This is a genomic window from Sorangium sp. So ce131 (genome assembly GCF_051519095.1).
In the GTDB taxonomy this organism is placed as follows: Bacteria; Myxococcota_A; Polyangia; order Polyangiales; family Polyangiaceae; genus Sorangium.
Window position 1 is genome coordinate 11,069,791 of the sequence record NZ_CP150455.1, and the last position, 21,369, is coordinate 11,091,159.

Consider the following 21,369-nt stretch of genomic DNA (forward strand, 5'->3'; position numbering starts at 1 on the left):
GCGCCCTCGCCGGACAGGCCCTCTCCGACCGGCAAGCCCGCGCCCTCTCCGACCGGCAGGCCCGCGCCCTCTGCGGCCGACAGGCCCTCTCACCGCGGCAGCGCGCAGCCCTGCCCGCACGCCCGCCGGCCGTCCTTGCACCGCTTCGCGGGCCCCTGCCCCTGGCACTCCACCTCGCAGCTGCCGGCCTCGGTGCACGACACCGCGCACGAGCCCGTGCAGGTCACATGGCACTCCCCGACGCGGTTGCACCTCACGACGCTCGCCTCGCCCACGACAGGGCCGCACGAGGCCACGTCCTCGCAGGTATACGAGCACTGCGTTCCGCAGGTCGCCTGGCAGGTGTCCGCATTGCGGCAATCGATGGAGCAGCCGTCCGTGCACCTCGTGTCGCACGCCTTGGTCCGCGCGCAGGAGGCCTCGCAGCCGCCGGCGCAGCGGGTCTCGCACACCTCGCGGCGCGAGCAGCTCGGCTTGCAGCCGGGCGCGTCGCCGCACGTGAGCGCGCAGCGCTCCCCGGGTTTTCCCTCGACGCCGCCCGGGCAGACGCACGCCGCGCCCGGCTGGCAGGTCCCGGCGGCGGCCGCGGCCACCGCGGAGCTCGAGGCCTGGGGAATGTCCGCGAGGGACACCGCGGCGCCCGCGTCGCTTGCGTCGCCGGAGGGCCAGAGCAGCAGCACCGCCCCGATCCCGACGCAGAACAGGATCACCGCCACGCTGGCGACGACCACGAGCCGCGACGACCCCGGCGCACGCGACGCAGCGGCTCCCGGCGCAGGCTGCTCTGGCGCCGCCTGCCCCGGCCAGGGCGCGGCCGGCGCCCCCGTTGCCGCCGGCACGCCCGCGCCCGCAAACGCCGCCCCCGGCGCCCCCGTTGCCGCCTGCACGCCCGCGCCCGCAAACGCCGCCCCCGTTGCCGCCTGCACGCCCGCGCCCGCAAACGCCGCCCCCGCCCCCGTCACCCCCAGCCCCCCCGCGCCCGCAAACGCCGCCCCCGCGGCCCCCACGGGCGGCCCATCCGGGATGGCCCGGCCGTGCACGCGCGTGCGCTCATCCTCCTTCGCCCTCTCCGCGGTCGCGAACGGCGGCTCTCCGCCTGCGCGCACCGCGCGGATGTCCGCGAGCATCGTCGGCGCGTCCGGATATCGCCGCTCGACCTGGAAGGCGAGCGCCCGGTCCACGATGCGCGCCACCCGCGGATCCACCCCGGGCGCCACGGACGCGAGCGGCGGGGCCGGCGTCGAGCCCATCTTCACGAGCAGCTCTCCCTCCGTGGCCGCCTCGTGGACTCGACGGTTCGTCAGGATCGTGAACATCGTCGCGCCCACCGCGTAGAGGTCGGCCCGCCCGTCCACCTCCCGCCCGAGGATCTGCTCCGGCGCCATGAAGCTCGTCGTGCCCAGCACCGCGCCCGTCCGCGTCTTCAACCCGGAGCCGCCCTGCTTCATGCGCGCGACCCCGAAATCGAGCACCTTGATCCGGCCCTCGCGGGTCACGAACAGGTTGTCCGGCTTGATGTCCCGGTGGACGATCCCGGCGGCGTGCGCGGCGCCCAGCACCTCCAGCAGCGTGTCGACGTGGCCGAGGAGCTCGGGCAACGGCACCCCGCCGAGCCGGTAGGCGCGCTCGCGGAGGCTCTCGCCCTCGAGCAGCTCCATCACGAGGAACGGCTCCCCCTGCTCGGTCACGTCGATGTCGAGCACCTGCACCGCCGCGGGGTGCCCGAGCCTCGCGGCGGCGAGCGCCTCCTGCTCGAAGCGGGCGCGGAGCTCGGAGGACACGGCCCGCTCCGGGTGCAGGATCTTGATGGCCACCCGGTGCCCCACGTGATGCGTGGCCGCATAAACAGCCGCCATCCCCCCCGCCCCGAGCAGCGCGTCGAGCCGCCATTTCCCGCGGATCATCTCCCCGACGCGGGCCCTCAATCGCCCGGCGTCGTCCTCTTCCGTTCCCGACATCGGCGCCGAGCCTAGCACGGGCCCCACGGCAGGAGACGCGCCCGCCGACTCACGCCGCCCCGGCGCGCGCGCCGCCCCGCGACTCCGCTCCTCGCCTCTCGGCGCGCTCGTCGAGGCGCCGTGACACGGCGGCCGCGCGCTCCGTCACGCCCCGCGGGCGCGGCCGCGGCCCGCGATCTTCCACGCCCTGTCCACGGCCTCCTCCGCGTTCGCGACCGCCACGATCTCGTCCGCGCGCCGCTCGTCCACGCGCGCCCCGGCGAGCTCCTGCGCCCAGCCCCCGCTCGTCGCGAGCGCGAGCAGCGGCTTGCCGAGCTGCCACGCAATGGCGATCTCGCTCAGCGTCCCGGCGCCGCCGTCGACGATCACCACGACATCCGCCGTCGCGACGACGAGGATGTTGCGCCCGATCTGCATCCCCGTCGGGACGACGACATCCACGTACGGATTGGCCGCCGACGCCTCGTACCCGGGCAAGATCCCGAGGATGTCGCCGTCTCGCCACGTCCTCGCCTCGCGCCCGCCGCGCGAGACCGCGGCCATGACGCCCCCGAGCCCGCCGGTGACGATCCGGAACCCCGCCTCCACGGCGCGGCGCCCGAGCTCGACGCACGCCGCCTCCGTCTCCTGGTCCAGCGCGAGGCCGTTGCCGATCACCGCCAGCACGGGGCGACGCGACACGTAAGGAGCGATGTCCCGCCTCGTGTCCTCCTCTTCCCGCTCGTCGTTCATCTCGGCTCCGCTCCGCAAGGGGCAACCCCCGTCCATGCCACTTCAGCCGATCGATCCGCCGCTCGGCCAGCCCGCGCCGGCGCGCGACGCCGCGCCCCCGCGCGCGCCGGCGACGCGCCGCCCGTGTCGCCGGAAGCGTCACCCTCGCCGCCGTCGTCCGAGCAGGCCGAGAGGAGCGCGCTCGCCGCCAGCACGAGAGAAATCGAGCCGAGCTGAAGAATTCCACGAGACGCCATGACATTTCCCTCCAGCCGCCGACACTCTGGAGGAACGTGATCCCGCGATCAAGCCCGGGAATTTCCTTCCCCACCGGCGCCGACGCGCTCGATCCGCAGGCAGCGCCGCGGGGCGCTCCGGTCACGCCGCCGCGCGCGCTCCCGCGGCGCCCGCCTTGAGCTGTTTTCCTCCGTCTCTTGTACATGCGTCGCAGAGCGGCGGTCACCCGCACAGGAGACGGGCCCAGATCGGCGTTTTCGGCGCGCAAGCGCACTCCGGTGCGCTGAGCACCGAAAACGTCGAGATGGGCCCGTATCCGAAGCGGGTGCCCGCCGCTCTAGGGAGCGAATACGGCGATCGCGAGGTCGGAGTTGCCCGCGCTCGTCCGCGGCCCGTCGCCGAAGTCGACGGTCCCCTCCACGGTGCCGACGAGGACAATCTGGCTCGATGGGTTGACCGCGATCTTGCCGGGGTACTGGGTCTCCGGATCGCCGAAACGTTTGCTCCAGAGGTGAGCGCCGAACAGATCCATCTTCGCAAGGAAGATGTCCTCGCCACCGCTGCTGGCCAGCGGATCTCCGCCGAAATCCACCGTCCCTTGCCCCCCGAGGGCGAGGATGACATTGCCGCCCTCGTCGACGGCGACGGCGCTGTCATTCTGCGTACCGAAATCGCCGAAGCGCTGGCTGAAGCCGTATGCTCCCTGGCCCGTGAGCTTGAGGAGGTAGACGTCGCCGCCTCCGGCCGATTGCAGCACGTCCTCGCCCTCGGGATCGAAGCTCATCGCCTCGTTGAACGTCCCGGCGAGGAAGATCCCGGCCTGCGGGTGGGCGGCGATCGACGTCGCCTGGAGCTCCCTCGCGTAGAAGGCCTTGCTCCAGCCGATCGAGGCGCCGGAGAAGAGGTCCACGCGCGCCACGAACATCCCGCTCTTCAGGTCGGACGGCGCCGGGTACGCGGTGCTTCCGAGCGTGAGCGCGCCGTTGAAGAACCCGGCGACGACCGCGGCGCTGCCGTGGACGGCGAGCGACGAGATCCACTCGTTCTGGGCGCCGCCGTACCGCGCCCGCTGGAGGTCGACCCCATCTGCGTCGAGCAGCGCCAGGAAAGCATCGAACTCGCCGGCGCTGGTCAGCGAGCCCTCGTCGAAGCGGATGGTCGTGCCGAAGCGCCCCGCCACGGCGATCCTCCCGCCGCCGAAGACGGCGACGCGCGGGCCGTGGCCGCCCGACGAGCCGCCGAACCCTTTGGCCCAGAGGACCTCTCCGCCCGGATCGAGCTTCATGACGAGGTTGTCCGCGTCCACCACCTCGGACTCGAGGTTGAGGTCGGCGTCGGCCGAGACGCCGACAACGATGTTGCCCGCCTCGTCGGCCGCAACACCCCCGATCCTGATGTTGCCGCCGAGGTCGAACTGCCTCGCCCAGATCGGCTCCCCGGCCGGCCCGAGCTTCGCGACGAGCAGCTCGTAGTTGGCGGCGCTGACCTCGACCTCGCCGATCGAGAACGCGCCCCGCGCGATGCCGGCCACGATGATGTTGCCGTCCGCGTCCACGGCGACGGCGGGCCCGTACTGGGACTCCTCGCTGCCGTAGAGCGCGCTCCAGAGCGCGTCGCTGCACACCTTGCCGTCGCAGTCCTCGTCCCCCGCGAGCTCGCAGTCCTCGTCCCGCTCGGGCTTCACGTCGCCCACACACGCGCCGTAGGCCGAGCCGTCGCCGGCGCACGTCTGCACGCCGAGCACGCAGTTGCCGACTCCCTTGTTCCGCTCCGGGCCGGTGTAACACGCGATCGTGCTCTCGGGCTCGCAGAAGGTCGCCGGGCCGCCGCCGCCAGGGCCGCCGCCCCCGTCCGGACCGCCGCTCGCTGTCGAGCCGCCGCCCCCGCCCTGCCCCGCGGCGTCCTTGAAGTCGTCGAGGCCGAGGAGCACGTTGCAGCCGCCCGACACGGCGATCGCACAGGAGAGGAGAACAGGAGACCAGAACCGGCGGCGGCGCAGCGGCATCGTCAACTCCGCAGAAGCTCTTCGTGGGTCGTTCGTAAGTCTGTCGTGAATCTTTCTGGACGGCGCGCAGGAGCGCATCGCCCAGACTACCACGTTCCGGGCGCGGCGAGGGCGCGGCCGCTAGCCGCCGTCCATGCGCAGCGCGCCCCAGTCGATGTCGAACCGCGCGAGGTACTTGCGCAGCCGGTCGGCGTCGTTGACGCTCTTCTTCTTCGCCCGCGACGCGGCGAAGAGCACCCTGCCCGCCTCCGAGAGCGACCGCGCACCCTTCATGACCCGCAGCACCTCGGCGAGCTGCGCGCGCTCGAACAGGTCGAGCGCCGCCGCCCGGCGCTCGCCGAGCGCCGCGACCACGAGGTCGTCCGCGGCCGGCCCCTCGCCGGCGGCGTCGGGCGCCGGCGCCCGCCGCCACGCCGCGGCCAGCCGGGCGATCTCCTCCTCGACCACGTCGACGCCGATACGCCCGCCGGGCGCGAGCGTCGCCATGCGCGTCACGGCCGCGTTGAAGTCGCGGAAGTTGCCGGTCCACGCCGCCTCGCGCGACGTCGCGAACGCGAGGAAGCGCTCGCGCGCGTCGCGGCTCATCGCGACGCGCGCGCCGAGCAGCCGCGACGAGGCCTCGAGCTCGTACTCGAGGTTCGGCGCGATGTCCTCGGGCCGCTCCCGGAGGCCGGGCAGCCGGAAGGTCCACAGGTTGATCCGGGCGAGCAGATCCTCGCGGAAGCGCCCGGCCGCGACCTCCGCCGACAGGTCGCGGTTCGTGCCCGCGAGCAGCTGGAAGTCGCTGCGCACCTCCCGATCCGAGCCGACCGGCAGGAACGCCTTCTCCTCGATCGCGCGCAGCAGCATCGCCTGCTCGTCGGCGCCGAGCTCGCCGATCTCGTCGAGGAAGAGCACGCCCTCGTGCGCCTTGCGGAGCAGGCCGGGGCGGTCCTTGAGCGCGCCCGTGAACGAGCCCTTCGTGTGCCCGAACAGGGCCGACATGGCCCCGTCGCCGCGGATCGTCGCGCAGTTCAGATCCACGAAATCGCCGCTCACCTGCCGGCGCCCCTTCTTGAGGTCGTAGATCTTGCGCGCGAGCTGCGATTTGCCCGCGCCCGTCGGGCCCATGAGCAGGATCGGCGCCCGCGACGCGACCGCGACGTGCTCGATCCGCTCGATCAGCCGGTTGTACGCGGCGTTGCGCGTGTCGATGCCGCTCTTCAGGAACGACAGCCCCTCGCGCTGCTCCTTCTGGAAGCGCGACGCGAGGCGGTCATACTTCGAGAGGTCGAGATCGATGATCGCGAACGACCCGGCCGCGAGCTCCTCCCGGTGGCGCTTCGGCGGCGACGTCTGGATGAGCCGGCCCGGGATGTAGCGCGACTCGGTGAGCAGGAAGAGGCAGATCTGCGCGACGTGTGTGCCCGTCGTGATGTGGACGAGGTAGTCCTCCCGGTCCGGCGCGAACGGGTACGCCCGCGCGAAATCGTGGAGCGCGCCGTACACGGCCTCGAAGTCCCACGGGTCGCCGAGCTCGACGACGTGCCCGCGGACGAGCGTCTCCGGCGAGACGTGCCGCACGTCCTCCATCACCGTCCCGGCCAGCGCCTCGTAGCTCTTCTGGTAGAGCAGCTCGAGCCGGTCGACGAGCAGGTCCTCGTGCTGGCAGAGCGCCACGCTCGGGCGCCAGCGCGACCAGCGCTCCGGCGTCTTCCCGGTGTCCAGCGTCGGGCCGAGCATGCCGAGGATCACCGTGGGCTTGCGGGTCATAGATGAAATTCTAACAGCTTGATACGGGAAGATAAAGGGCCGCGCCGGCGGCCCGCGATCGGCCGCGTTTGCCCGCGGTTCTCGGGCGGTTCTCGGGCGATCCGGCTGGCACGCGCCGTGCGAAGCCTCGCTCCGGACGACTCAACCCCTTCGGGAGATGCTGCCATGGAGCGAAGCTACAACGTGATTCCCACGGACGCGGGCGTGCCGATCAAGGCGTGGACGGTGGGCGTGCCGTTCGAGCCCGGGGCGGAGGCGCAGCTCAAGAACATCGCCGCGCTGCCGTTCATCCACAAGTGGGTCGCGGTGATGCCGGACGCGCACCAGGGCATCGGCGCGACGGTGGGGAGCGTGGTGGCGACGAGCGGGGCGGTGATCCCGGCGGCGGTCGGGGTCGACATCGGCTGCGGGATGATGGCGGCGCGCACGAGCCTCACGGCGGCCCAGCTGCCGGACTCGCTGCGCGGGCTCCGGGCCGCGATCGAGGCCGCGGTGCCGCACGGGCGCACGGACAACGGCGGGAAGAACGACCGCGGCGCGTGGCGCGACCCGCCCCCGGCGCAGGTCGAGGCCTGGGCGGCGCTCGAGCCGCGGTACAAGGCGGTCGTGGAGAAGCACCCGCGCATCGGGCGCGGCGTCGCGATCGAGCACCTCGGGACGCTCGGGACCGGCAACCACTTCATCGAGCTCTGCCTCGACGAGGAGGAGCGCGTGTGGGTGATGCTGCACAGCGGGTCGCGCGGGATCGGAAACCGGGTCGGGAGCTACTTCATCGAGCTCGCGAAGCAGGAGATGCGGCGGTATTTCGTGAACCTGCCCGACCAGGACCTCGCGTACCTGCCGGACGGGACGAAGCATTTCCACGACTACATGCAGGCGGTGTCGTGGGCGCAGGACTTCGCGGCGGTGAACCGGGAGCTGATGATGGCGCAGGTCGTGCGGGCGCTCCGCGCCTCGGGCGAGCTGCCGCCGTTCGACGCGGCGGTGGAGGCGGTGAACTGCCACCACAACTACGTGGCGCGCGAGCACCACTACGGGAAGGACGTGCTCGTGACGCGCAAGGGCGCGGTGCGCGCGCAGGCGGGTGATCTCGGGATCATCCCGGGCAGCATGGGCGCGCGCTCGTTCATCGTCCGCGGGCTCGGCAACCCGGAGAGCTTCTGCAGCTCGAGCCACGGCGCCGGCCGGGTGATGTCGCGCGGCGAGGCGCGGCGCCGCTTCACCGTCCGGGACCACGAGGCCGCGACGGCGGGGGTCGAGTGCCGCAAGGACGAGGACGTGATCGACGAGACGCCGGCGGCTTACAAGCCGATCGACGACGTGATGCGGGCGCAGAAGGACCTCGTCGAGATCGTCCACACGCTGCGCCAGGTGGTCTGCGTGAAGGGGTGAGCCCCGGCGCGCGGCCGTGGTATCGATGATCCAGGGAGAGCCGACTGCCATGTTGACCATCGATGGATCCGTGGGAGAGGGAGGGGGCCAGATCCTCCGCACGACGCTCAGCCTGTCGCTCATCGCGCAGACGCCGGTGCGGATCACGTCGATCCGCAAGGGGCGCGCGCGCCCGGGGCTGATGCGGCAGCACCTCACCTCGGTCCAGGCCGCCGCGGCGGTCGGCCGCGCCGAGGTGACGGGCGCCGCGATCGGGTCGCAGGAGATCGTGTTCCGGCCGACCGCGATCGTGCCCGGCGCGCACACGTTCCGGGTGGGGAGCGCGGGGAGCACGATGCTCGTGCTCCAGACCGTGCTGCCGGCGCTGCTGCGCGCGCCCGGGCCGTCGTCGCTCACGCTCGAGGGCGGCACCCACAATCCGATGGCGCCGCCGTTCGACTTCCTGGAGCTCGCCTACCTGCCGCTGCTGCGGCGGATGGGGACGGAGGTCGCGGCCACGCTCGTGTCGCCGGGCTTTTATCCGGCGGGCGGCGGCGTCGCGCGGGTCGAGATCGCGCCGGCGCCGGCGCTCGCGCCGCTCGAGCTGCTCGAGCGCGGGGAGATCCGGGGCCGGCGGGTCGTGGCGACGGTCTCGAACCTGCCGCGGCACGTCGCGATGCGCGAGCTCGACGCGGCGGCGGCGGTGCTCGGCTGGGCGCCAGAGTGCTTCCGGCCGAGCGTGCTCACGGGCGGGCACGGTCCGGGCAACGTGGTCACGATCGCGGTCGAGAGCGAGCACGTGACCGAGGTGTTCACCGGGTTCGGCGAGAAGGGGGTGCTCGCGGAGACGGTCGCGACGAAGGTGGCGGAGGAGGCGCGCGACTACCTCGCGGCGGGCGTGCCCGTGGGCGAGCACCTGGCGGATCAGCTGCTCTTGCCGATCGCGCTCGCGGGGCGCGGGGCGATCCGGACGGTGCGGCCGTCGTCGCACACGACGACCCACCTGGATCTGCTGCGCAACCTGCTCGGGATCCGCGCGTCGGTGGAGCAGATCTCGGAGCGGGCGTGGCACATCGAGATCGGGCGCTGAGCGCGCGGCGGCCCGGCGGGACGGCCGATTGACGGCGGCGTCCGGGTTGTGCCACATGACGGCGGGCGCACGGCGCGCTCGATGCTCGCGGGCTGCACAGGGGCCGCGGCGTGGGAGCGCATCCGGACGGAACAGTACGTCGACGGCACGGAGACGGCACGGAGACGGCACGTAGGCAACACGCAGGCAGCACGCGAGCAGCGCGGAAGGCGGGACAATGGCGAAGCGCGATTACCTCAAGATGACCGACATGACCCTGGCCGAGGCGCACCGCGTGCTCAGGCTCGCCGCGCGCCTGAAGGAGGAGCCGAAGGGGCGGCGCACGGGGCTGCTCGCCGGGCGCGCGGTGGCGGTCGTGCTGGAGAAGGCGAGCACGCGCACGCGGGTGTCGTTCGAGGTCGGGATCGCGCAGCTCGGGGCCCAGCCGGTCGTGCTCAGCACGCAGGGCAGCCAGCTCGCGCGCGGGGAGCCGATCCGGGACACGGCGCGCGTGCTCGAGCGGTACTGCGACCTGATCGCGTTCCGCACGTCCTCGACCGCGCGCCTCCACGAGATGGCCGAGGCGAGCGTGCCGGTGATCAACGCGCTCTCGGACGAGGGGCACCCGGTGCAGGTGCTCAGCGACGTCTTCACGATCGAGGAGGCGCTCGCGGCGAGCGGGGACAGGAGCGGCATCGCGGGGCGGCGCGTCGCGTTCATCGGCGACTGCGCGAGCAACATGGGGCGCTCGTGGCTCGAGGCGGCGCAGCTCTTCGACTTCCACCTCGTGCTCGCCGCGCCGGAGGGGTACCTGCCGCCGACGGACGAGATCGAGCGGGCGCGGGCGACGGGGCACGTGACGATCGCCGCGGATCCGCGCGAGGGGGCAGAGAAGGCGGACGTGGTGAACACGGACGTGTGGGCCAGCATGGGCAACGAGGACGAGGCGGAGAAGCGGCGGGCGGCGTTCGCGGGGTGGACGGTGAACGCGGGCGTGATGGAGAAGGCGGCGAAGCACGCGATCGTGCTGCACTGCCTGCCGGCGCACCGGGGGGAGGAGATCGACGAGGAGACGCTGGAGGGGCCGCGGTCGCGGGTGTGGGACCAGGCGGAGAACCGGCTGCACGTGCAGAAGGCGCTGATGCTCTGGCTGCTCGGGGTCGAGCTGGCCTGAACGCGCCGGCGGTCCTCCCGCAGCTTGGTCCAATGCGGGCCGGCAAGACGGCGGCGGAAGGGTCCAGCTTCCCAATGCCTGCGCTCACATCGGAGCGAGCCTCCCATCTTCGAGCAGCACCCAGGGGGCCGAGGGTGAGTATGCCTCGGTCCCAGCGATGGGCAGGCGCGGCGCATCCGTGAGGTGATCGAGTCCCTTGTCTCGGAGTTGCATCCCGCGTTCGGTGAGGCGATAGACTTCCGAGAGCATCGGGTAACCAGCGTTAGGCGGCTTCGGTCCAGGCGCACGCTCCACAGCCGCGCTTGAGTCGTGGTCTGCCCAGTCCTCCAGCCGGCGCGGCAGGAACAAATCGCCCGTGCAGGAAAGGAGATGCCACAGGTGCATTCGCGTTTCCGATTTGTGAGCGGCCAATGCCAAGGCAGTCTGGCATTCAGACGAGAGGAGGGCGAAGACAATCTCGTCAAATCGGCTGAGAAACAAACCTCCTTGCGCAGTTTTTCTCGGAAAAAAGTGCGAGAGGAGCAACCACAAGGGAGCGAGCTCTGCAAAGCCTTCGACGCCGGTGATGCAGCTCTCGACGAACGGAAGTGGATTCTCGTCGACGTAGCTCTCCCATAGGCGAATGGCACGCTCGTGGCGCTCCACCGACCAGGGACCCGCCTTACCGAGGCGGTCCAGGAGAACCTCGTCAGCATGGTCAGACACTGACTCGGAACAGGTGAATGGGCGCGTCAACACTTCGCGATCAGCTGTACTTGGAAGGGGAACAGGCTCGAGATCGATGATCAGGACATCGTGGTGTGCGATCCCGAGGCGACGCAGCCAGCTACATGTTCGCCAGAGGTTCACCCGTTCGTGAACGCTCGCCGACACCCACAAGATGACGGGCAGTTCCCATTGGACATCCGACGAATACAGCCGATCCCACTCTTCGTCCAAATTCCACCACATACGACGTGCCCGGGCATGCTCGAGGACATCTCGACGATTTGGACCAATGATCAGGCGGTCGGACGCGCGCACGACATTGGTCGCACCAAGTTCCGATAGCCGTTCCGTGGTCAATCCATCGAAGGCAACATGGGTAGCCTTACCAATGTCAACGAGGTTCGACATGCTCAATAAAATCCGCATTTGTAGCACTGCCTGAATTTATAGTCATGGCCTTTTAGACAATTCTCCTGACATACAGCACAAAGTGTTATCCCTACGTCAACGAAGCGCGAGCAAGGCCAAGGCATACTTTGGCAATCGACATACATGTCGGTGCATGACTTGCTTGGCGAGCACGATCCCGCCATCTCAAGCTGTGCGATGCCCACATCCTCGCCTCCATCGCCGTCTCTGAGAAAATCTCCAGCCCCTACGGATTCTGTCGGAATCTCATCGCCTCCGCTTCCCGGCTCCACCGTCTCGCATGTGTAAGAAGGCAACTCGCACGCTGACGCAAGCACCACTACGAGCCCGCAGCACAGCACGAGCGCGCCCGTCTTCAACTTCAAGCCGTACCCCATGTCGTCCTCCCCCATTCAGGGTAAGCGCACCGATCTCTCAGGAGAAGGGCGGCGTCAACAGGTGGTCCAGGACACTTTGCATCGTGCGGTCGCTGCACGCAGCCGAGCGCGAGCAACTTCACGTACGCCGAGGCGACGCGCTCGCAGAAGCTCGCCGACTTCGTCGGCTCGGCGGTGCGGATGTTCGAGTACTTCGGTGGCGTGCCCGAGGTCTCCTCCCCGACCAGCTCCGCAGCGCGGTGGTTTCCCCGCCTGCCGCCGCTGCGGCGGTTCCTGCTTCTTCGCCGCTGCCTGCCGCGCCCGCGGCTTGCGTCGCGTGTTCTGCTCCTGCACCCGCGCCTTGTTGCGCGACGCAGCGCGGAGCACGCGTTCGAGCCGCGCCGGCGGGTTGAGCACGTCGAACACCAGCCACAGCCTGACCGCCTCCACCGGTCACCTCTTGCGGCGCGCTGGCGCGCGCTTCTTCTGTGCTTTCTTGGGCTTTCTCGTCGCGAGGAGGCGCTTCACATCCCGCATCGAGCGCTCGAGGCCGGACTCCGCCCTCGCCGGGCGGCAGACGTACGTCACGCCGCGCGGCCCTCGCCACTCGCCCTTCGCTGCCGTCGCGCGCGCCTTCCGGACGCGCCCCGTCGCCGGCGTTTGGCGCCGGAGGGGACGCGCGCAGCATAGCCGTGACCAGCAAGCTCTTGCTGCATGCAAATTTTGCACCATTCGTTGACAACTTGGATCTCGCGGGCTTGGCGGGGAGCGGCGGGGGAGGCGAGCCGAAACTTGGCGACACCGAACTCCGCTGGCCCGACCTGGCGCCTCGGGAACCCTCGATCAGCGGCAGCGCAAGCCCGGCCTGCTGCCCTTACGCGTTGATCTTGACAAAGCCGGAACCAGGGCTTCTGTGTAGGCCTTCATGACGAAGACAAGCACAGATGGACACCGCAGGGGAGAGAGAGAGAAGCAGAACTCCCTACCTCTTACTGGGGATCGTGCTCGGAATTTGGGGTCTGTCGTGGGCATTACTAGCAACTTTCGTTGACAAACCTGAGGACCGTGGGCTTTTCGGAGACATGTTCGGCGCCGTAAATGCTCTATTCTCCGGATTAGCCCTGGCAGGAGTGGTATACGCCATCTTTCTTCAGCGCCAGGAACTTCAGCTTCAGCGAGAAGAGCTCGAATTGACTCGTGCAGAGCTACGCAGGTCTGCCGAAGCGCAAGAGAACTCAGAGAAGGCACTAGTCAGTCAGGCCAAGGCGCTCGCCGACACAGCTCGCGCCAACACCATGACCCTGATGCCCACGACGATGTGTAGCTTCACTGTCATGCACATCAGCAATGGTGGACTGTACCCGATCTTAAACATTGCAAACGTAGGCAACGTTCCCGCGTTCGACTTCGAGATTTACATCGCCTGTGTGTTTTCAAGCAAAAAGGAGCACCTTGCTCAATTAAGAAAGTACATCAGACCAGGTTTCGTCAGCGATTTCGACAAAGTCCGATTTACCGAAGATGGTTTCTATGGCATTAGGGATCAGGTGCATTATCCGATGGTACCACCAAGACGCCAGCGGTCACTATCGGTCGTCTCGACTGATTTGCCCATCTGGCCGGTGGGAATACACACCCTAGTGCAATTTCGCGATGTGCAGGGGCACAACTACTCCCAAGTTTACTACTTCGAGCACACTCTACAGGACGAAACCCATGTGTTTCGCCTTGTAGAGCTAAATCCCCCGACTCCGTTAGCCCACTCCAGAATACACGTGGAATCCAGCGACAACGGCGTCCAGTTGCGAAACGGGGAATCGGCACTGGAGTTTGCCTCGCATTTTCAAGAGATTCTACAGTCGTCGATATCGTGCGTCTGCTTGAATAGTTCGATTGTGGGCGGAGAGGACTGGGGAGACTGGCAGGAGATCTAGTACGTGACGTCAACCAGACGACGCCCACGCGCTCGTGCGTGGGCTCGCTCGTGCCAAAACGGTATGTCCGAGCTGCCTGAACACTCCACTTGGGGCAGCCTCCAGCGCACACCACGCAACGGAGGTACCCTCACAGGGGAGCGCCGGAACGCCTCGTGAACGACGCGGGCCGCCTCCGCATCTCCGAGAGCGACGGCACGGCTCAGGGTTTGGCGAGCGAGGCGACGACGAGGGCCCGAGGCGACGAGTCGGCCGGCGCGAGCGCGAACTCCCCAGGCCCCAGTCTCGCCGGTTGGCCCCGGGTGATGGTGAGTTCGTGTTTGCGCGGAAATTCGGTGAAGAAAATCGGTGAAGTCGGCCCATCGCGCAGTCAGCATCCGGGAGTGCTTGCGCAGGCCACGGGCGCGCTCGCTGCGCGAGCCCGCTGCGCCGCCCTTGACCTGCGCGCCGCCTCCCGGCGCGGGACATCGGGCGATGGGCAAAGTGGCGTGTGACTGTGGCCCGGCGCCTGCGTGCTCATACTGGCGGAGCCTACTACGCCGACGCGGAGGAGGCGCGCCGGAGGTCGCGCGGGCTCGGGGACTTATCTGCGGAGCAGGAAGAGCGCTGCCGCCGCGGGGAGGCCGAGGGCGAGGCCCATGGCGAGCTTGCGGCCGCGTCTGGCGACGCCCCGCTTCCAGCCGCCGCTCACGCCGCTCCACTGGGGCATCGGCTCGAACAGGTTGCCGGCGGTGGGCGGCTCGGCGCGGTCCTGGAAGTGCTTTCTTTCCACCTGGCGCGCCATCATGCGCTCCATCATCGCGGGCGCGAGGTTGTGCTGCGCGGCCATGAGCCGGGCCGCGCCGCCGACGATGAGCTCCCGGCGGGGGCGGACGGCGAGGCCCACGATGGCGCGCGCGATCCGCTCCGCGCTGGCCACGGGGGGCATCGCCTGGACGGCGCGACCGGTGTAGTTGGCGGCGTGCTGGAACAAAGGGGTGTCGATCGTCGCGGGCATCACGGTGCACACGTGGATGCCGGGCGCGTCGAGCAGCTCCTGGCGCAGGCTCTCGCCCAGGCCGCGGATGCCGAACTTCGTGACGCAATAAGCGCTCGTGTACGGCTGGCCGACGATGCCCGCGACCGAATCGACGTTGATGAGCACGCCCTTGCCCTGCGCGCGGAAGCGGGGCAGCACCGCTCGGGCGCCGTGGATGTACCCGAAGAGGTTCGTCTCGATGACCTGACGGTACGCCTCATAAGGCGCCTCCTCGGTCCGGGCGAAGAGCGTGACCGCCGCGTTGTTCACCCACACGTCGATGCGCCCGAAACGCTCGACCGCGAGGCGCGCCAGCTCGCGCACCGCCTCCTCGCCGCGGACGTCCGTCGGGACGACCAGGGCCTGGCCGCCGGCGGCCTCACACTCGGCCGCCACCTCGTCGAGCGTCTGCCGCGTCCGCGCGGCGAGCACGACCGCAGCGCCGCCCTCGGCGAAGAGCCGGGCAGCCATGCGGCCAACCCCGCTCGACGCGCCGGTGATGACCACGACCTTGTCACGGAGCTTCTTCGTCATACCCCTCCGGGAGACTGGAGAAGGCAAACACCTTTCCAGCCCGATCGATACCCGCCGTCCTCTGTCGCCTGGCGCTAATCGCCTGTCGCTCGTCACCTATCGCTTGCCGCCTGCCGCTCGCCCGCGCCCGCTTCGCCTCAGCGGGCGCCGCTGCCGCCCTGCCCCGCGAGATCCCCGAGGAACACCGTCTCGCCGTGGGCCGTGGCCTTGCCGTTCTCCAGCAGGGAACGGAAGCGCAGGAGATCGTCGTCCATGGCGTGCTTCGGATCCACGCCGAAGAGCGCCGCCACGGCGTGACCGAGGACGCCGGCAGGCGGGGTGTAGGACATCTTGATGTCGAGGCGGGTGCCGCCGTCGGGCGTCGCCTCGAAGCGCACCGTGCCCGCGGTGGCGACCGCCGCGCCGGGCACGCTCCGCCAGGCGATGAGCTCGTTCGGGACCATCTCGGTCACGTCCGCCTCCCAGCGGACAGGGATGCCCGCCGGGCCGACGGCGGTCCAGCGCAGCCGGCCGTCGCCCTCCAGCTCCACGTCGCGCAGGTGCGACATGAACCGGGGGAAGTTCTCGAAATCGATGAAGAACGCGAACACCTCCTCGACCGGCGCCCGCACCGTGATCGCCTTCTCGAGCTCCACCGCCCGCCGCCCCGCGCCGACGCCGAGCAGGCGCGCGATCGGGCGGCCCGCGACATTGCCGAACAGCGCCGCGGCGCCCGACGCGCCGAGCAGCAGCCCCAGCCGATCGCGCCGGGCAACCGCGCAGCTGACGAGCCCGACGCCGAGCGCGGCCACGAGCACACGCGCGATGGGCAACCGGCCCGCCTTCGTGAGCGCGGGCTGCTCGCCAGCGGGGGCCCTCGCGCCCTGGAGCGACGGGATGCCGTCGGCCGAGCTGTGCGCCTCGAGCTGGTTGTTCATGCCCTTGACGCCGCCCACGGCCGAGATGGCCGACAAGAGGTCCGGAACCTCGCGCTCCAGGATGGTGCCGGTCAGGGTCACGCGCCCGTCGACCACCTGCACGCCGATCGCGTGCGGGTTCGAGACGACACGCCCGAGCTTCGAGCGGACCCGATCGACGAGCACCTCGTCGAAGACCTCCTCGTGCCGGAAGACCGATGCCGCGCTCGCGATCACGCCCCGGCCCCGGTGCCCGAGGTCGCGGGCGCGACGGTCGAGCGCCGCGCCCGTCCGGTGCGCCGCGCCCACGGTCCGGTCGCGCAACAACGCCCGGCGCCGCGCGCCGCGGTCCGGATCGAGCACATACATCAGACCAGCCCCGACGCCGATCGTCGCCGCGACCACCGCCGCAGGGCCGATTTCATACGGCTTCGGTCGCAGCACCAGCCGAATCGCCTTGTCGAAGACAGCCATGGCCATCTCTTTCGTCCCTCTCCCGTAGCGGCCGGGGGAATTGCCCCGAACCGGCCATTACCGCATCTCCTGCGAGCGCAGGAATTCCGACTCACAGCGCACGCTCGAACCTAGGCCGCCTCCGCGCCACCATCATCCGGGCCCACGCGGAATGGACAGTAGGGACACTCCGTACGTCGCGAACGCGACAGCAGCCATGGCCAACGCCTGAGTCCGCCACCCGGAGGGATCAGCCCGCCTGTGCGCCAGGTCTGTCTGCGGCGCCACTCACGCTGTTTGTTCAGACTGGATCGGTCTCCGCAACTCGCATGTTCAGGCGGCGGGTAACCCTCATGCACGCGCCCGAGGGCCGCCGGAAAGGCAGCGGGCTCATGCATGCTGGCAAGCGCTTTTGGACGTCTCGGGATCGCCCCGGCGAACAACGAAGGGTTTTCCCCGATTGCGACTTCCGTCGACGCACCCCAGTCTTGGCCTCCGCGACGATTGGACATACGGTCGCTACGCCGCACCGACATCCGTGACACGTTGTCGAAACAGATTCGACGCCGTTTCACCACGTCAAGGAAGGAGCTCCACCATGCGGAATCGATTCGACAGGGACGCTGACTACGGACGAGACGCACGCGGCTGGGACGAGCGCTACGGGCAGAGCCAGGGCGGCTGGGACGAGCGTTACGGACGAGGTTACGACCGGGACGAGCGCTATGGGCAGGGCCAGGGCGGCTGGGATGAGCGCTACGGCGGCTCCCGCGGCAACCTCTCCGAGCGCGGCTGGGACCGCGACAACAACCGGAGCTGGGGCCGCGACTACGATCGCGATCAAGGGCGCACGACGCAGCGCGGTTACGGCGGCGACAACGACGAGGGGCGCCTCGGCAGCCGCGACCGCGGCTTCGACCGGGACTACAACCGCAGCTTCAGCGGCGGCGACTATAACCGCAGCTTCGGCGGCAGCGACTATAACCGCAGCTATGGCGGCGCCGACTACAACCGCGGCCTCGGCGGCGGCATCGAGTTCAACCGCGGCTTCGGCGGCGGCGACTACAACCGCGGCTTCGCTGGCAGCGATCACAACCGCGGATTCGGTGGCACCGGCGACTACAGCCGCCACTACGGCGGCGCCGACTACAACCGCAGCTTCGGCGGCGCCGACTACAACCGCGGCTTCGGCGGCGGCGATTACAACCGCAGCTTCGGCGGCGGGTACGGCCGCGAGGAGAACCGGGGCTGGGGACGCGAGGAGAACCGGGGCTGGGGACGCGAGGAGAACCGGGGCTGGGGACGCGACCGCGAGGAAGGCAGCGACTTCGTCCGCACCGTCCGCGACGCGGGCCGGTCCGCAGTGCAGGGCGTGAGCGGCGCGCTGAGCAACCTCGGAGAGCGCGTCCGGAGCGCGTTCGGCCGGGGACCCAAGGGCTACAAGCGCTCCGACGACCGCATCCTCGAGGACATCTGCGAGCTGCTCTCGGATCGCGACGACATCGACGTCACCGACGTCACCGTCCGCGTGCAGAACAACGAGGTCACCCTCGAGGGCACGGTGAACGAGCGCCACCACAAGCGCATCGTCGAGCAGATCGCCGAGAACGTGCGCGGCGTCGACGACGTGCACAACCAGATCCGCGTCAAGCGGCCGGGCGAGACGACGACCGGCACGACCGCCACCACCGGCTCGACCAGCACGACCGGCACGACCGCCACCACCGGCTCGACCAGCACGCTCGGCTCGACCGGCGCGCAGCAGAACCGCGGGATGGCGAACGACCTGGCCCACCGCTGAGCCACGCCGCGCCCCAGGCGAAGAGCCCACGAGCGCCTCCCATCCGAATCGAGCTCACGCCCGCCGGGGCGCCCCCCCAAGCCGGGGCGCGCCCCAGCCGAGGCGCGCCTCAGCCGGGGCGCGCGTCCACAGCACACTCCCTTCCGGCGAGATCCGCGATCACCCGGATCAGGCTGGAAGGGTCGATGGGCTTCGCCACGTGCCGCTGAAAGCCCGCCGCGAGCGCCCGCCGCCGATCCTCGAGCCGCGCATAAGAGGTCAACGCCACCGCGGGGAGCCTGCGGAGCTCGGCGCGCTCGGCGGCGCGCACCTGCTGGATGAGCGTGTAGCCGCTCTCGCCCGGCATCCCGATATCGCTGATCAGGACGTCGACCCTCCGCCGCTCGATCAGGCTCAGGGCCTCGGCCGCCGCGCTGGCCGTCATGACCTGTGCGCCCGCCTGCTCGATCACGAGCGCGATGATCTCGCGGGTGTCGGGCTCGTCCTCGACGAGCAGGACGTGGAGGCCGACCAGCGGCGCCCGCATCGCGTCCTCGATCGCCACGCGCCACGACGGCACAGACGGCGGCAGCGCGCGGGGCGCGGCGGGCCCCGCGCGCAGGGGGAGCGCCACCGTGAACGTGGCGCCGCGGCCCTCGCCCTGGCTCTCGACCTCCACCGTGCCGCCGTGCAGCTCGACGAGGTGGCGGACGATCGCGAGCCCCAGGCCGAGCCCGCCGTAGGCCCTCGTCGGCGAGGAGTCGCCCTGACGGAACCGATCGAAGACATACGGCAGGATGGAACGGGCGATCCCCTTGCCGTTGTCCGCGACCGCGAGGATCACCTGGCCGTCGTTCCGCGACGCCCGGACCGTGATGAGGCCGCGCTTCGGGGTGAACTTCACCGCGTTCGAGAGCAGGTTCCAGAGGATCTGCTGGAGGCGCGCCGGGTCGCCGCTCACCTCGCCCAGGCCCTCGCCGACCTCGACGCGGATCTCGATGTCCTTCGCCTTCGCCGTGGGCGCGATGACCTCGACGGCGGCGTCGATCAGGGCGGCGAGATCCACGGCGACCGCGCTGATCCGCAGCTTGCCGGTGATGATCCGCGAGACCATGAGGAGGTCGTCGACGATCTGCGCCTGCGCCTGCGCGTTGCGTTCGATCGCCTCGACGCCCCGGGCGAGGCGCTCCGGGGCGAGGCGTGTGTCCTTGATCAGCCTCGCCCAGCCGAGGATCACCGTGAGCGGCGTCCGCAGCTCGTGGGAGACGATCGCGAGGAACTCGTCCTTCATGCGGCTCGCGTCCTCGGCCCGGAGGCGGTCGTGCTCCGACTGGGCGAGCGCCTGCTGCTCGCGCCGGAGCAGCTGCGCGCGCTCCTCCTCGAGCTGCTTCAGCTCGGTGATGTCGACGACGGCCCCCGTCAGGAACAGCGGAGCGCCGCCCTCGTCGCAGATGAGGCGCCCGCGGTCGTGCACCCACCGGATCGACCCGTCCGGGCGCACGACGCGGTGGATCATGTCGTAAACGCAGCGCCCGTAGACGCACCGCTGGGTCGTGGTGCGCACGGCGTCCCGGTCCTCGGGGTGGACGCGGCTCATCCAGTCCTCCATCGGCTGCGTCGTCTCGCGCTCCTCCAGGCCCAGGATGAGGTTCAGGCGCGCGTCCCGCGTGTCGTTCCACGTCACGAGGTCGATGCGCCAGGTGCCCACGTCGGCCGCCCACGTGGCGAGCCGGAGCCGGTCCTCGCGGTCGCGCAGCGCCTTCTCCATCTGGAATCGCTCGGTCAGATCGACCGCCGTTCCGACCATGCGGATCGCCTTGCCGGACGCGTCGCGGAGCGCGTAGCCGCGATCGAACACCGTGGCGATGGATCCATCGCCGCGGTAGACGCGGTATTGCTGCGACCAGGAGTCGCCTTCACCGTGGATGACCGCCTGGAAGCTGCGCGCCACGCGCTCGCGATCCTCGGGGTGGATGCGCGAGATCCACCAGGCGCCGGACGGCTCCGTCTGCTCGGGGGTGTAGCGGTAGACCTCGTAGAACGCCGCGTTGCGCTCGACCTGGTCCGCCTGGATGTCCCAGTCCCAGATCGAGTCCTTCGTGGCGCGCGCGACCAGGCGATAACGCTCGCGCTGCACGTCGGCCTCCCTGCGAGCGGCCTGCTCGCGGAGGCTCTCCGTCACGGCGTCCTCGGCAGGCATCTGCAGCGTCATCGACTGGGTCCTCGTACATCCCGACCGAGCGCGCTCTGGGGCTGACGGCGGCGAGGCGCCAGGTGGAAGCGTACGCGGCATGTCTTTCAGGACGACTGTATGAGGTCCCGCGGCCCTGCCCACCAGCCGGGCCGCGGGCGTCGCCTTCGCAGAAAACTTGGCCCGGGCTCCAGAATCCTGAGCAAACACGCGCTCCGTGGATTTCCGCGACGTACCGACCGAGGTTGTCCTGGCCGCGGCCGGCGCGGCGCTCTTCTTCGGGCTCGTCCAGACGCTCCGCCTCGCGTGGCAGCGCGCCCGGCAGCGGCGCCGGCTCGACCGCTTCCGCGAGCAGGGCGCCGCCGGCGAGGCCCGCGCCGAGGCGCTCCTCCGCGAGCTCGGGTACACCATCCTCGGCCGGCAGGTCGCGGTGTCGTACGGAGTCCAGGTCGACGGCGAGCCCATCACGGTCGGGCTCCGCGCCGACTACCTCGTGGCGCACGGCCGCAGGCGGTATGTCGCCGAGGTGAAGACAGGCCGGCTCGCGCCGCGCATCGACACGCCCGCGACGCGGCGGCAGCTGCTCGAGTACCGCCTGGCGTTCGACGTCGACGGCGTCCTCCTGGTCGACGCGGAGACCCGGCGGGTGCGGTCCGTGGTGTTCCCGCTCCCCGCCGGCGTCTCGGCGGGCGAGAGCCCCGGCGTGCGCCTCGCGTGGTTCGTGGCGGCGGTCGTGGCGGGCTCGCTGGCCGCGATGGCGGCGCGCGCCTTCTGACGGCGCGACGCCGCGTCG

At 70.4% G+C, this 21,369-nt stretch carries 14 protein-coding genes; 6 read left to right on the forward strand and 8 right to left on the reverse strand.

The annotated features are described in order from the left end of the window. Positions 1 to 89 precede the first annotated feature (89 nt). From WMF43_RS40315 to rtcR, 4 genes are all read right to left on the reverse strand, one after another. Positions 90 to 1,958, reverse strand: coding sequence for a serine/threonine-protein kinase (locus tag WMF43_RS40315; RefSeq protein WP_437673199.1), 1,869 nt, complete (start codon positions 1,956 to 1,958; stop codon positions 90 to 92). Positions 1,959 to 2,102: 144 nt separating this feature from the next. Continuing rightward, positions 2,103 to 2,690: a TIGR00725 family protein gene (locus WMF43_RS40320; protein ID WP_437673200.1), complete on the reverse strand. Its 588-nt coding sequence runs from the start codon at positions 2,688 to 2,690 to the stop codon at positions 2,103 to 2,105. A 553-nt stretch (positions 2,691 to 3,243) separates the two neighbouring features. Next, on the reverse strand, positions 3,244 to 4,911 hold the full coding sequence (locus WMF43_RS40325; RefSeq protein ID WP_437673201.1) for a hypothetical protein: 1,668 nt from the start codon (positions 4,909 to 4,911) through the stop codon (positions 3,244 to 3,246). A gap of 120 nt (positions 4,912 to 5,031) precedes the next feature. Continuing rightward, on the reverse strand, positions 5,032 to 6,663 hold the full coding sequence (gene rtcR, locus WMF43_RS40330) for an RNA repair transcriptional activator RtcR (RefSeq protein WP_437673202.1): 1,632 nt from the start codon (positions 6,661 to 6,663) through the stop codon (positions 5,032 to 5,034). Between the two features lie 165 nt (positions 6,664 to 6,828). Here rtcR and WMF43_RS40335 point away from each other — a divergent pair, with 165 nt between their 5' ends. The 3 genes from WMF43_RS40335 to argF all read left to right on the forward strand — a co-directional run bounded on the left by WMF43_RS40335 (position 6,829) and on the right by argF (position 10,277). Beyond that, a complete protein-coding gene (locus WMF43_RS40335; protein WP_437673203.1) occupies positions 6,829 to 8,055 on the forward strand; it encodes an RtcB family protein in 1,227 nt (408 codons plus the stop codon). Positions 8,056 to 8,104: 49 nt separating this feature from the next. Then, positions 8,105 to 9,124 carry an RNA 3'-terminal phosphate cyclase gene (rtcA, locus tag WMF43_RS40340; protein ID WP_437673204.1) on the forward strand — a complete coding sequence of 340 codons (1,020 nt, stop codon included), beginning with the start codon at positions 8,105 to 8,107 and terminating at the stop codon, positions 9,122 to 9,124. 217 nt (positions 9,125 to 9,341) lie between these two features. Next, a complete protein-coding gene (gene argF / locus WMF43_RS40345; RefSeq protein ID WP_437673205.1) occupies positions 9,342 to 10,277 on the forward strand; it encodes an ornithine carbamoyltransferase in 936 nt (311 codons plus the stop codon). 84 nt (positions 10,278 to 10,361) lie between these two features. Here argF and WMF43_RS40350 read toward each other — a convergent pair whose 3' ends face one another. Further along, on the reverse strand, positions 10,362 to 11,393 hold the full coding sequence (locus WMF43_RS40350) for a hypothetical protein (RefSeq protein WP_437673206.1): 1,032 nt from the start codon (positions 11,391 to 11,393) through the stop codon (positions 10,362 to 10,364). A 1,321-nt stretch (positions 11,394 to 12,714) separates the two neighbouring features. Here WMF43_RS40350 and WMF43_RS40355 point away from each other — a divergent pair. Further along, positions 12,715 to 13,704 (forward strand): hypothetical protein, encoded by a 990-nt coding sequence (locus WMF43_RS40355; protein WP_437673207.1) that lies wholly within the window; start codon positions 12,715 to 12,717, stop codon positions 13,702 to 13,704. Positions 13,705 to 14,287: 583 nt separating this feature from the next. On the opposite strand, the gene WMF43_RS40360 is transcribed toward WMF43_RS40355, so the two are convergent. Then, positions 14,288 to 15,256, reverse strand: a complete 969-nt coding sequence (locus WMF43_RS40360) for an SDR family oxidoreductase (protein WP_437673208.1) — start codon at positions 15,254 to 15,256, stop codon at positions 14,288 to 14,290. Positions 15,257 to 15,393: 137 nt separating this feature from the next. Beyond that, positions 15,394 to 16,626 (reverse strand): SRPBCC family protein, encoded by a 1,233-nt coding sequence (locus WMF43_RS40365; protein WP_437673209.1) that lies wholly within the window; start codon positions 16,624 to 16,626, stop codon positions 15,394 to 15,396. Between the two features lie 577 nt (positions 16,627 to 17,203). Here WMF43_RS40365 and WMF43_RS40370 point away from each other — a divergent pair. Beyond that, a complete protein-coding gene (locus WMF43_RS40370) occupies positions 17,204 to 18,406 on the forward strand; it encodes a BON domain-containing protein (RefSeq protein WP_437673210.1) in 1,203 nt (400 codons plus the stop codon). Between the two features lie 109 nt (positions 18,407 to 18,515). On the opposite strand, the gene WMF43_RS40375 is transcribed toward WMF43_RS40370, so the two are convergent. After that, positions 18,516 to 20,597, reverse strand: a complete 2,082-nt coding sequence (locus WMF43_RS40375; RefSeq protein ID WP_437673211.1) for a hybrid sensor histidine kinase/response regulator — start codon at positions 20,595 to 20,597, stop codon at positions 18,516 to 18,518. 196 nt (positions 20,598 to 20,793) lie between these two features. On the opposite strand from WMF43_RS40375, the gene WMF43_RS40380 reads away from it, so the two are divergent. Continuing rightward, entirely contained in the window at positions 20,794 to 21,351 is a 558-nt protein-coding gene (locus WMF43_RS40380; RefSeq protein ID WP_437673212.1) for a hypothetical protein, read from the forward strand. Positions 21,352 to 21,369: the final 18 nt, after the last annotated feature.